The sequence below is a fragment of the Bacillus sp. PSXD-155 genome (genome assembly GCF_049310765.1).
Classification (GTDB): Bacteria; Bacillota; Bacilli; order Bacillales; family Bacillaceae_G; genus Bacillus_A; species Bacillus_A cereus.
This window is the reverse complement of record NZ_JBMOWC010000013.1, coordinates 129,936-142,870: the sequence shown is the minus strand read 5'-3', so window position 1 is coordinate 142,870 and position 12,935 is coordinate 129,936. Positions and strand designations below refer to the sequence as shown.

Below are 12,935 nucleotides of genomic sequence, written 5' to 3'. Positions count from 1 at the left end.
TATATAAAAAATAGTTAACAAAATAGAATTACATAAAAATTAAAGAAGAAGATAATGATGTCATTCATCATTATCTTCTTCTAGAGTCTAATCTTTATTATAATATTTCACTTTTCAATTTCTTGATTTTCCAAAAAATTCTCATGAAGAAATAAGCATACATACAACCTACAAGCCCTGTCATAACTTTCGCCCAAATTGGCACTCTTGATTCTGTTGAACTTAAAAATACGCTATACATTGAGGGTAATATAGTTATTGAAATTAATGCGAAAAATTGTAATAATTCCTTCATTTTTTGCACCTTCGTGTCCTTCTCTGAATATATGTCAGGTAACTCAATTCCCTTCTCTACTTCCTTACAAAAATAATTCCATCTTGTAAAACTTGTGACACGTTTCCAACCAGACATTTCATATATTTCAAAGTACTCCTGTTGTTTTTCTTTTGAATCCCAATAAACCAATCTAAAATCCGCTTTATATATTACATCTTTCGGTTCTGTTTTCTTAAACGTATACAACAAATTATACCTTTGTAACGCCCAACCTTTTTGATGCATTTTCCGTAAAAAAGCTTCTTCTTTTTCTAAACTCCATGCCATGAAAAATTTAAATACCTTCTTTGTCTCCATCTCTCATTCACTCCCCTAATATACTATTCCCATTCCTTACAGATCTCTGTAACCTGTTATACTCGAGCTCTAACACTTCTCTCCCAAACGGCGTTAACTCATAGCACTTCTTTCTATCTGTAGAGGCAACTTCAACAATTAATTTTTCTTTAAGTAATTTCGTCGTATTCCCGTATAACGTACCAGGACCGAGTTTTACTTCTCCATTTGTCATCTCTTCTACCATTTGCATAATTCCATAACCATGCATTGGCTTTACAAGTGACAATAATATGTAGTATGTCGCCTCAGTTAACGGAATATATTTTTGCGCCTTCGCATTCATTATAACTACCTCCGATACATCGCCTTATGATATATCGACTCACGATACATCGTATACCGATATTGTATAATCATATTCCAAAATATGCAAGCTTAATTTAATAATTAAATATCTATTTCTTTGAATTAAAAAATCATACTAATTTTCTGAATAATTTGTTAAAATATAGAAATATTAGCTCTTTTATACTGAAAGGAATGGTACATATGATAAATAAATTGAAAGAAAACATAGGATCTGTGTTTGTTGGTAAAGAAAATGTTATTGATCTACTGCTTGTTTCACTGCTTGCTGATGGACATGTACTACTCGAAGACGTGCCTGGTACTGGGAAAACGTTACTGGCGAAAACCATTTCAAAAAGTATTGGCGGTAGTTTTTCTCGTGTTCAATTTACCCCTGATATACTTCCAAGTGATGTAACAGGTATTGAATACTTTAACCCAAAAACAAGTGAATTTGAGTTAAGAATTGGACCCGTTATGACAAACATTTTGCTAGCAGATGAAATTAACCGTGCAATGCCGAGAACACAATCTAGTTTGTTAGAAGCGATGGAAGAGCGACAAGTGACGCTTGAAAAACAGTCTACTCCTCTCCCAAAACCGTTCTTTGTTATTGCAACGCAAAACCCAATTGAATCACAAGGGACTTTTCCTCTTCCAGATGCACAGCTTGATCGCTTTTTAATGACGATTTCAATCGGTTATCCAACTCCTGAAGGTGAGTTACAAATGATGCGACGTTTTCGTAACGATATACCGCTAGAACGTGTCACACCTGTTATCTCTTTAGAAGATATATTAGAATCACAGAAACGAATAAAAGAAATTTTCATATCAGAACCGTTAGAACATTACATAATTAAACTTGCACAAGCTACTCGAAATCACGATTACATCGCTAACGGTGTAAGCCCACGTGCCACACTTTCTTTAGTGCGCGCAGTTCAAGCATTAGCCTTCTTACGCGGGAGAGAATATTGCACCCCTGAAGATATACAATTTTTAGCTCCTTCTGTTTGGAATCACCGTATTGTCTTATCAATGGAAGGTGCCCTGCGCACGACTAAAAATGATATAATGCAAAGTATTTTAAAAGAAGTTGACGTACCTGTGGAGATTGAGCAAGCATGAATGGACAGCGTGTTGTAACTGTACCTTTATTTTTTCAACTCCATATTATTCAACTAACTGTACCAGGCGCTATACTATTTACCTTTTTTATGCCGCAACGAATTATAATGTTTCTCTTTTTCTCCTATTATTTATTTGCGATTTTCATTTATAAATATGTCGCTTACATAGAGAAAAAATTTGAAGTTATAAACGAGAGACAAACAACTCGGCTTTTCCCTGATGAATCTGGAAAGTTTTTTATTCATTTGAAAAACGGTGCACATATCCCTCTCGTTAATGGTGTTTGTTATTTTCATTTAGATTCGTCTCTTATACAGCATAAAGATCAAGGTATTGAACGAATATCAAAAACGTTATTCTCTTTTCCATTTTCACAACCTGCACATTCGGCGCAAAAATGGGATTTAACATTAACCGCAACGAAACGTGGTGTGTTTCAAATTGAACAGTTCGAATGCGTTTTAAAAGATCCTTTTCATTTATTAAATGTACACTTACCTGTTTTCGATAAGTTAAAAACTGAAATTATTGTGTATCCTTCTCCTAAAGAAGTAGCAGGTTTGCAAGAACTTCAGCAACTTCTAACTGGTTCTTATCGAACTAATTTTTCTTTTTACAATGATGAAACATCTATTATCGGTGTAAAGCGATATGAGCGTGAGTCTTTCCGCTCTATTCATTGGAAGGCATCTGCTAAAATGCAAGAATTACAAGCGAAGCAATTTGAACCTGTAAAAAATTATAGTTGGACGATTTGTCTTTCTTTAGCTGCCGATCGTGGATTTGGTTGGAAAGATAATGTTGAAGATTTAATTTCATTCGCAACATATATTTGCCAATATGCAACGAAGCATCACATACCGTTTGAATTATTTATTAGTGTATTAGCAGAAGGTGGTGCATTACATTTATCGTTACATGAAGGGCAAACACAATATGCAAAAGCTTTAGAAGAATTAGCACGTATTTCAGATGATAGTACGTTACTTCCGAAACAAGGATTCCTTCATTATGTAACGAGAAAGAGAGAACGTTCGTCTACAATGATATACATTGGTTTACAGAAAAATGAACTCCCTCTTCTCTCGCAGCCAACGTTCCTCATTAATAGCGAAGGGATGGTGGAATCGGTTGAAAACTTGGCTCTATCACGTTAATGACTTTATTTTGCTTCTCCTCCTTTCATTATTAACAGAAAGGGATGACCTTGTTGCTATTGCCATATTTTTAGCAACAGGCTATATAGGCGTATTTCTTATTCATAAATTTATGAATAAAAAAACAACCGGATTTGTCATACTGTTCATTACTCAAATAATTGGTTGTTCTTTCCTTCTCCCATTCTCTCTATTCGGCACAATTATGTTACCGCTTTTCTTCTTTATCGTACATGTAGTCGGACCAGGATATCCAGTTCAAAAATCGTTAGGCGGTATTGTTTGGTTTAGTATTTCAGCCATATTTTATGCGCCCTTTCCACCTTTGTGGAAGCTGTTACTATTAGTTATACACATTATGATTACATTTTGGTTAACTGGGGCAAATCGGAATCAACAGTTATTACGTTTCACTTCTATCATTACGATTGGTGTAATGAGTATAGTACTTGTTTTAGTTTTTCCTTTTATTCGTCTTATTTTTAGCTTTATCACAGAAGTAGTCGCGTTAGGAGTCGGTTATGTTATAAATCCATTTCTCATAGCAGCTGAATTGAAAGATACTGAAGGGGTTTGGGCAAGTAAAGGGCATCTCTTAAAACCTAAAATTGAAGACAATGGGGAAAAACTTCCTGATTTTGACCCCACACTCATAAATAGCATTACCATAATAGCATGTACAGCTATCGCTATTTACGTCGTTTGGAAAATAGTAAAAAAACGAAAACAATTCAGTTTACCAAATATGCCCGCCTTCGAATCTACTATTATTACTAATAAAGAAGGAACAAACCAAAATCGTTTTAAACGAAATAAACCGCCGCATAACGAAATTCGGAAGGAAATTTTCAAGTTAGAGAGTAAGTTAACCCCTCCTTTAAATAGAAAACGGGGAGAAACTGTTGAAGCTTGGCTAGAAAGAATAAATGATGAAGAAGATGTAAATATTCAAAGTGATATTATTATAGATGCTTATAATACGGTGCGTTATTCAAATGGTAAAAGCATTGTATTTCTGCATGAATTTAAGGAAGAGATTCATAAGCTTTATGCCTATCAGAAAAGTTTGAAGAAACGAAAGAAATAACGTAACAAAAAGACTCCTATATTCATAGGAGTCTTTTTATACTTCTACGTTGCTTTTTAAATGGAAGCATTCTTCCCTGCTTCAATTTCTAATGACTCTTCATGCCACCAAAGTGTTTCTTCAGGGTCTTCTTTAGCGATTAGGTGTGCTTCTTTTTTCGTTTCTACTGTAGGATATGAACCTTTTAGCGCACGCCCTGAAGTCGTAACAAATAATACAATAAATACAACTAATCCAATAATACTTACACCCGTCAAATAAAATGCTGGCGCAAGCGGGTTACCAGTTGCATGAACTAAGTATGAACATACAAGCGGTGTTGTTCCACCGAATATCGATACAGAAATATTAAATGAGATCGAAAGTGCTCGATAACGTACATCAGTGAAAAAGAGTGATGGTAATAATGAAGGTAATGTTCCTTCATATACACTTAAGAAGAAACCTAGTACGAAAATACCTGCAAATATAGCTGCAATATGTCCGTTACCTATTAGTAAAAATGCTGGAATTGCAAATACAGTTAAACCAAGTAAACCAATTTGCACGACGCGTTTATTACCAATTTTATCACTTAATTTACCGAAATATAGTGCTAGTGGAATCATAAGTGCCATCGTAATAGAAATAATTAATAAGCCCGTTGTTTCTTTGACTTTAAGTACTTGAGTTAGATAAGAAGGAATATACGAAAGAATCATATAATTCGTAATATTAAAGAAGGCGACAATTACTGTGCTTAATAAGAAGTCTTTTTTGTGATATTTAATAATATCCATAAATGAAAATTGTTCATTGTCTTCAGATTCCTCTTGTGCTTTTTCCATCTCTTCAAAGATTGGAGATTCATCTAGATGACGGCGTAAGTATAAACCGACCAAACCAATTGGTGCAGCTACTAAGAACGGAATACGCCATCCCCAGCTGAGCATTTGCTCATCTGTTAACAATAACGTCAAAATGGTAACAATTACCGATGCAGCAATGTAACCTGAGAGTGTTCCAATTTCAAGACCACTACCGAGTATACCACGCTTTTTATCTGGAGAAGATTCTGCGATATAAACCATTGCTCCTGAATATTCGCCGCCTGTAGAGAAGCCTTGAATCATTCGGGCAACTAAAAGTAGTATTGGTGCCCATACACCAATTTGTTCATAGGTTGGTAGTAATGCGATGAATAATGTAGAAAGTGCCATTAAAATAATAGTAGTACTTAACACGATTTTTCGGCCGTACTTATCTCCTATTCTACCAAAGAATACACCTCCGATTGGTCGAACGAGAAAGGCTGCTGCAAATGTACCGAATGTAAGTACAAGTTGCAATCCACTATTATCAACACCTGAGAAGAATAATTGACTTAAGATAACCGCTAAATACGCGTATAATCCGAAGTCAAACCACTCCATTGCGTTCCCTATACCAGTAGCAATTACTGCTTTCCTGGCTTGTTTAGGATTGACAATATTAACGTCTTGAGGTTCAAAATTTAAATCATTATTTTGTTGCATATAATAAAACAGCTCCTTTTTAATTTAACTTCTTTAAGCACACCTTCTCTTATTGAATAAAATTAATTCGAAGCACTTAAGGAAAATTAACGTCTCCTTATCTGTTATTATTGTTTCACATAATTAATTATTTGTCCAATAAGATGCTCTCTAGGTTAAGTAATTTACTATTTTAAAAAGCTGAAGAAGCCGCTAAAATAGCGGCTTCTTCAGCTTTTTATATTTTTTATATTTTTTTAAATACTTGCTGTAGCAGCTATGTTATGAACACAGGAAATAAACTCATAAGTGAATGCGTCAATTTCCTCTTTCGTAATAATATACGGCGGAAGTAATCGAATAATATTCCCTTGTGTTACATCGACTAACATCCCTTTATTCATTAACTCAATCTGTAATTTCTTCACATTTTCATTCGTGTCATTCACACTTATCCCAAACATCATCCCCGCATGACGTACTTCCTGAATATAATAAGCATTTTCTTTCTGAATATCTTGCAGTTTGTCATTCAAATATAGTGACGTTTCATAAGCTTCTTGCATTAACCCATCATCAAGTAATGTATTTAATACAGTTAAACCTAAAGCTGTTCCCATTGATGAATGAGCAAATGTTGTCCCGTGATCTCCTGGTGAAAATACATCACATAACCTTTCACCTACAATAATTCCTCCTAGCGGTATCCCGCCTCCTGCTCCTTTACCAATTTGAATAATGTCCGGTGTGATATTAAAATTTTGATAAGCAAATAATTTTCCCGTTCGACCCATACCACTTTGAACTTCATCAACGACAAGAAGTACATTATATTTTTCACATAAATTTTGAACACCATGTAAATATTCACTTGATAAAGGATAAATCCCCCCGCTACCTAAAACAGGCTCTAGCATAATCGCAATTGGATTTTCTTTAATAATGGTTTCTTCTAATTGGTCTATATTCTCGCGCTCTACTTCATATACAGGAATAGATGTTTTAGGGAAATTTTGATATACACTTTCCTGTCTCGTAAAATGAAGTGCTCCTAACGTACGCCCGTGGAAACTATTCTTCAGTACTACAATTCCTTCACGTTCTTCACCCTTATTAGCTCTATATTTATCAATTAATTTCAACGTTGTTTCTGTCGCTTCCGTACCAGAGTTTGTAAAAAAGACTTTTCCGTTTTTTAAAGAGCAATCAACTAATTTCTTTGCATATTCAATTGCAACTGGGTTTAAAAAATGAAACGGTAAATGCAACGATTTCGCAACTTGCTCCATTGTCATTTGTACAATTTTAGGATGATTGTATCCTAATACATTTACTCCTACGCCAGAAAATAAATCTAAATACTCTTTACCATCTACATCATACAGTTTACACCCTTCTCCTCTTTCCATTGCAACCTCTGTACGACAATATGTAGACATCATATATTCTTTATCTAATTGAAACCAATCCGACATGTTAAATTCCTCCTAGTTATTTTCCCTTTTTTAACGTTCATTCTCTATATAATCGTTTATAAATTAAGTTTTAAGATTGAAATTTTAATAGTGGTTTTCTTCCACATTTTTAGTAAAACGTGTGCTTTCTCTTCCCGATATTCATTTTTCCATAATTTCTTCTATTTCAACAGGTCCACTACATATGTGTTTTTTTCATCTAGCGGTATGTTACTGCTTTGAACTGTGCGTGTCATACATAATTAAGGCTATAGAATCATATTTAGTAACAATGGACAAAAAAGATTTGGAGGCTATATCGATGGATGAAAACTATGATAAACAGGGGCAATCTATACTAGGGAAAGACTTTAATGAAAATGACGAACGTAATGAACAAGCTAAACTTCACTCTCAAACAGTTGGTTCACGTGGACCCGTACTAGAGCAAGATAGTGTACTGCATGAGTCATTACAAGAATTTATTCATGAAAAAATTTTAGAAAGACCTGTTCATGTAAAAGGATTTGGTGCGTTCGGTTATTTTCAAACGATATATTCGATGTCTGAACATACTAAATTAAGTTTTTTACAAAATTCTAATGAGAAAGTTCCTGTTATGGTGCGATTTTCGTTAGCTGTTAGTACGAAAGGAACACCGGATACTGCTAGAAATGTACGCGGTTTTTCTACAAAATTTTATACAAAAGAAGGAATTTTTGACCTTTTATGTAATCACATTCCTGTTTTTTCTGTTCGTGACCCAATGCGTTTCCCTGAAACGATTCAAGCATTATTGCCTTCACCTAAAAATAACTTAATAGACCCTAATAGATTTTGGAATTTTGTCGCTAAAGCACCTGAATCTATTCATTTTGTTGTCCGTTTATACTCTAATAATGGTACGGCCAAAAGTCTTCGCCACATTCCAGGACATAGTGTTAATACATATGTATGGAGAAATGCGGAAGGTAATCGAAAGTATGTAAAGTATCATTGGTACCCATTTGAAGGTGTACAGTACATTACTAATAAAGAAGCAATTAAACTAGCTGCTGAAAATCCTGATTATAGCGGGAAAGATTTATATGATGCTATTGAAAATGGTAAACCAGTGGAGTATGGTTTATACGTCCAGCTCATGGATCCGAAAGATGAAGCTTACCTATCTTATGATCCTTTAGATGACACAAAAGTATGGGATGAACAGACGTATCCTCTCATACCAGTCGGGAAAATGGTATTAAATAAAAATCCTGAAAATTTTATGGAACAAGTAGAGAAAGTCGCATTCTCCCCTTCTAATTTACTGGATGGTGCAGAACTATCAGATGATAAAATGCTGCAAGGGCGCGCTAACATTTACAGTGATTCACAAAGAAGAAGAATTGGTCCCGAATTTCGCAAATTAACGATTAACCAACAGCAAGATTGGACACCCGCTAATCAAATTACAAGCGGTGACGGAAGGTACGTTGAAGGTAAACTTGAAAGAACTTCTATAACAAAACAGAATGACTTTACGCAGGCTGGTGAATTTTATACGAAGTTAAAACCGATAGAAAAAGAACATCTCGCTGAGAACTTAGCTAGTGATTTGAAAGTTATATCCGATGATATTAGGGAGATCGTTTTGGGGTATTTCAATCAAGTATCAACTGATTTGAAAACAAGCATTGAGACAAAAATGAAAGAGCATTAAGAAGATTAAAGTATTCTTTACGAATGAGAATTCAAATCTATATTAATTATTTTCTTGTCAAAATCCAATGAGATTATTTAATTTAAAAATATAAAGCCAATATATCCCTGTTCTATAATTAGAACAGGGATATATTGATATAGTTTAATTTTTAACATTACATACTTTATTTTGCTAAAAAATGCAATAAGTTTCCTTTCAAAATAAATTATAGTAAACTATTTTACTTGTACCGTATAATTCCCTGTTCCACCACCATACTTATATACACTTAAGTAATATTTCCCTGGCTTTGCATTATAATTTCCAAGCAATTTGTTTCCATCACGTTTTGTTGCATAAGCTACATAATTATTTAGATCTGATTCAGAATATAATACCCAGTTCAGTCCAAGATTTTGTTCGTTCGTAACAGAAATTTGTAAATCTTTTTGATCCTTTACATCAATAACAAATTTATCCCCCTGATCTTGATCGCTCAAGGTTCCTCTTAACAAAATATTCAAAGATAGTGGGTTTGCTGTTTCAAATGAATTATTTGGTTCTTTTTCTACAGCCGTACCTTCTTCCGTATTCACTCCGCTAAACACAACATCATATTCATATTGCCCAGCATTATTTACACGGTAATTTACAAAATAAGCAGTCAATGTTTTATATCCAGTCCACTCTTTTCCTGAAAGACGTTTCAACATATCATTTGTTGCTTCATTCATCACTTTCCAGTCCTCAACTTCTCCTTTAGCCGCACTTCCTGTATATGTCCCCTGTAGTGTAAATGTATTAAAGAATTGTGATTTATTCTTTGTTACTTTCACATCTTTTAATTTCGCTTCATTCGTAATATCTGAAGTAATTTCCGAAAGCGATTTTGGATCATGCTGAGTTAAATACTCATCTGATACTTGTGGAATTGTATACTTATCGCGATTATCAATAAGCATTTGCATATAAGATTGATATTCTTCATTTAACTTATTATCTTTGCTTAATGTAGCACGGTATGCATCGTAACTTGAAACATCATTTGCGCGAATCAAATCATGCACTTTATCGAACATTTCAGGGCGCTTATTATACATATATGATTGCAGCGCAAACGAATAATTATAAAAATCCCACGTTCCATATTTCGCATTTAATGTTTGTGATGCTGTATAACGTTTTGCAGGATCATTAGATAACCCACCAATTATACTTTTTCGCGGTACTACACTATCTAATCGCGTTGCACCTGCAAAGAACTCTGCGTTTCCTTCTTCAAACCATGTTAAACGTTCATTTTGATACATTTCTCCTTGTCCCCATAATCCCTGAACTTCGTATCTTCCCTGTAAGTAGTGCGTAAATTCATGGCGGAATAATTCTTCCAAACTATAAATACTTTGCTCTGGTGTACGTTCATATGTAAAGAAAGTCCCTGTTCCTTCAATATAAATCCCACCATTATTCGTTTCATATCCGTACAGTTGACGATTAAATTGATACTCATCTGGGCTATTATAAATAACCATCGTTAACACATCATCAGCATGTCCACTTTCAAGTGGTTTATCGCTACCAACTGTACGATAAAATTGAGAACGCACTTCTTTTGCCGCCCAGTATAGACGTTTAATTTTCTCTTCGCTAACTTTATCCCCAGCTTTAAAGACAATTGCTCCATCATCAAACGTATACGTTTTCGGTAAATATTTCTTTTTACCCTCTTCTCGAATTTGATCTAAATTTACAGTTTTTCCGTTCGCATCTATTCCTCCATAATTTGTAGTAATTTGTTCTGCCGCAACAAAGTATTGCTCTCCTAAATATGGATAAATTCGCATTGCATCTGTAACAACTTGTTGTCCTTTTGTCGGCGTGCTATGAAGCTTGCCCAATCGTCCAGCATAGTAAATTCCATTATTAATTAACCATCCGTTTTTATTTGTTACTGTACCAAGTAGTGCAAAACGATTTACTTCATTAATAAAGTTATCAATATTTCGAAACCACATCGTATCTTTTGGCTCTTTTCCAGTCGTGTACATATCCGTCTGAATATCAAAGTCAATTCCCTTCATCAACTCATATATAGCGTCTCCTTTTGTTCGGTCTTCAATGAAAGTTGCAAGATTATCATTATATTGTTTAAAAATTTCACCTGCATATAAAACCGTTTCAACATCTGCTGATGCATTTCCAATTAATTTTCCATATGATGCAATTACTTTATTTTGTTCTGATGTACCAAGTTTGAAATTTGGATTTTTTGCAATTGTTTTTAAAGCTGGTAAACATTTATCATGGTAGCTACGCTCATTTAGTTTGCTTAATTCATCATGGTAAAAACCTAAATAAAATGCTGCACGTAGAGCTTCTACTAATGTTTCAATCCCTTTTGAATCATCTTTCGTATAAGCTTGTCCTTGTTCTGCTAGTTTATTAATAATTGCTTGCATTCGACTATCATCTTGATAGAATTTAAGACTATCACTATTAAACTGAAATAATTCTGGAATTTGATACCATTTAATTGTCACAAGAAGATCAGTTAATTGTTTATTATTTAATTGATTTAACTCAGCCATTGAATACTTTTTTTCTTCAGCTAACGGTTTAATATTATCGTTTGGTGCTAGTGGACGCTGCGATAAATCCGCTAATTTTAACCGTTTTGTAAAAGATGCATTTTCTTGTACTTTTGAAGGGTGCGCCAATTCATCAACAGATTTCTGTATTCCTACCGGCTCCATTTGTAATACGTTCTTCACATTTTTCTCTTTTGTCTCTGCTTGAATTTGCAAACCATTACATGTTATTGTCACTAGTCCAACACCAAGAATCCACTTAGAAATTTTCGAATATTTAACCATACCATTGCCCCCTAATGATTTGAAAGAAAATTCAGAATTTTTAAACCGAAAACCTACTTATTTGTATGTATTTACAGTTCCGCTATAAATACAACTATGATTAATAATGCAATAGTAGCTTGTTTTATACTATTACGAGTACAGATTCCTTACATACAATCTCCCTTCCTTACATTTAATACAAGCAAAAACTGTGCCAATCATATTTCTTATGCATGGCCAATATTCTTTTATAAATACTGTAGAATAAAATATACATAGGTGGTTCGGCAATGTATAAATCATTTGACACAAAATCTAATGTTTATGAAGAACAAATTCATTGAATAATATAAGTTCATTATCCAGTAAGTAATTTCCAACTGACTACATCCCCAATTTTTAAATCTCTCAAAAAAAGGTAAACAAACATATTCCATAAAGCTAATATGTTCGTTTACCTTTTTCTATTTCAAATCAACAGCAAAATATCATTGAATAAAAACAGCATGAATACGTATTTTGTTATTCATTTCTCTTTTTCATATAATCTTTTTCACATTGCAAAGGCTTGAATTTCACTTTTTTCCCTTTCTTCTTTTTCGTTTTTATAACGAGCCATTCCCCTTTTTCAACGTCTAGTTTTAGGCGTTTCATTACATTGATATTATCTTTTTCTTTATAAAGTAAAAATGCTTCTTGCGCCCTCACAAATAAGCTGGGCTGTTCGCTAAATCCACCACTATCATAAATTTTAGTTAGCGAATTATAATAAGAATCATTTTCCTTTCCACCATACATCAAATGGGCAGCCTCCAGATCTCTTTTACTTACTTCCCAAAAACTATGTTCATCAATATTTAAATTAAATGTGGATTTAATGTCCTGTATTATATTCTTCACATACTTTTCATCTCGAACTTTTCTTTCTTCGAGACAATCCGAAGATAACCTTGGTGCATCTGATTGGGAATGTACAACGTGTTGTATCGATACACACAGAATAAATATGCTTAAAATGTAAAATATTTTTTTCATATTTACATATCACCTCAAATGATTTAGATACTATATCATTTGAGGCTTACAATATTCTTATACTAATAATGT

The 12,935-nt window shown here is 33.7% G+C and carries 10 protein-coding genes; 4 read left to right on the top strand and 6 right to left on the bottom strand.

Features of this window, described 5'->3' with window-relative positions; genetic code table 11:
* Window positions 1-97: 97 nt before the first annotated feature.
* Both ACO6VI_RS16560 and ACO6VI_RS16555 read right to left on the bottom strand, forming a co-directional pair.
* Window positions 98-634 (bottom strand): DUF2812 domain-containing protein, encoded by a 537-nt coding sequence (locus ACO6VI_RS16560; protein WP_075719993.1) that lies wholly within the window; start codon window positions 632-634, stop codon window positions 98-100.
* 7 nt (window positions 635-641) lie between these two features.
* On the bottom strand, window positions 642-959 hold the full coding sequence (locus ACO6VI_RS16555; RefSeq protein ID WP_000991891.1) for a PadR family transcriptional regulator: 318 nt from the start codon (window positions 957-959) through the stop codon (window positions 642-644).
* Window positions 960-1,165: 206 nt separating this feature from the next.
* Here ACO6VI_RS16555 and ACO6VI_RS16550 point away from each other — a divergent pair, with 206 nt between their 5' ends.
* From ACO6VI_RS16550 to ACO6VI_RS16540, 3 genes are read left to right on the top strand one after another with little or no spacing between them, the layout of a single operon-like run.
* Window positions 1,166-2,095 carry an AAA family ATPase gene (locus tag ACO6VI_RS16550; RefSeq protein ID WP_161519830.1) on the top strand — a complete coding sequence of 310 codons (930 nt, stop codon included), beginning with the start codon at window positions 1,166-1,168 and terminating at the stop codon, window positions 2,093-2,095.
* Window positions 2,092-3,255, top strand: a complete 1,164-nt coding sequence (locus tag ACO6VI_RS16545; RefSeq protein ID WP_089171324.1) for a DUF58 domain-containing protein — start codon at window positions 2,092-2,094, stop codon at window positions 3,253-3,255. The genes ACO6VI_RS16550 and ACO6VI_RS16545 overlap by 4 nt, the downstream gene beginning before the upstream one ends.
* Window positions 3,230-4,342: a DUF4018 domain-containing protein gene (locus ACO6VI_RS16540; RefSeq protein ID WP_161519829.1), complete on the top strand. Its 1,113-nt coding sequence runs from the start codon at window positions 3,230-3,232 to the stop codon at window positions 4,340-4,342. The genes ACO6VI_RS16545 and ACO6VI_RS16540 overlap by 26 nt, the downstream gene beginning before the upstream one ends.
* A 56-nt stretch (window positions 4,343-4,398) precedes the next feature.
* Here the strand turns inward: ACO6VI_RS16540 and ACO6VI_RS16535 are convergent, their stop codons facing one another.
* Window positions 4,399-5,856 (bottom strand): MFS transporter, encoded by a 1,458-nt coding sequence (locus tag ACO6VI_RS16535; RefSeq protein ID WP_422423672.1) that lies wholly within the window; start codon window positions 5,854-5,856, stop codon window positions 4,399-4,401.
* 236 nt (window positions 5,857-6,092) lie between these two features.
* Window positions 6,093-7,310, bottom strand: a complete 1,218-nt coding sequence (locus tag ACO6VI_RS16530) for an aspartate aminotransferase family protein (RefSeq protein WP_161519828.1) — start codon at window positions 7,308-7,310, stop codon at window positions 6,093-6,095.
* Window positions 7,311-7,611: 301 nt separating this feature from the next.
* Between ACO6VI_RS16530 and ACO6VI_RS16525 the strand changes: the two genes are divergently transcribed.
* Window positions 7,612-8,991, top strand: coding sequence for a catalase (locus tag ACO6VI_RS16525; protein WP_063547730.1), 1,380 nt, complete (start codon window positions 7,612-7,614; stop codon window positions 8,989-8,991).
* Between the two features lie 218 nt (window positions 8,992-9,209).
* Here ACO6VI_RS16525 and colA read toward each other — a convergent pair whose 3' ends face one another.
* Both colA and ACO6VI_RS16515 read right to left on the bottom strand, forming a co-directional pair.
* Window positions 9,210-11,846 carry a collagenase ColA gene (gene colA, locus ACO6VI_RS16520; protein ID WP_106824757.1) on the bottom strand — a complete coding sequence of 879 codons (2,637 nt, stop codon included), beginning with the start codon at window positions 11,844-11,846 and terminating at the stop codon, window positions 9,210-9,212.
* A 504-nt stretch (window positions 11,847-12,350) separates the two neighbouring features.
* Window positions 12,351-12,863 carry a hypothetical protein gene (locus ACO6VI_RS16515; protein ID WP_000719367.1) on the bottom strand — a complete coding sequence of 171 codons (513 nt, stop codon included), beginning with the start codon at window positions 12,861-12,863 and terminating at the stop codon, window positions 12,351-12,353.
* Between the last annotated feature and the right edge of the window lie 72 nt (window positions 12,864-12,935).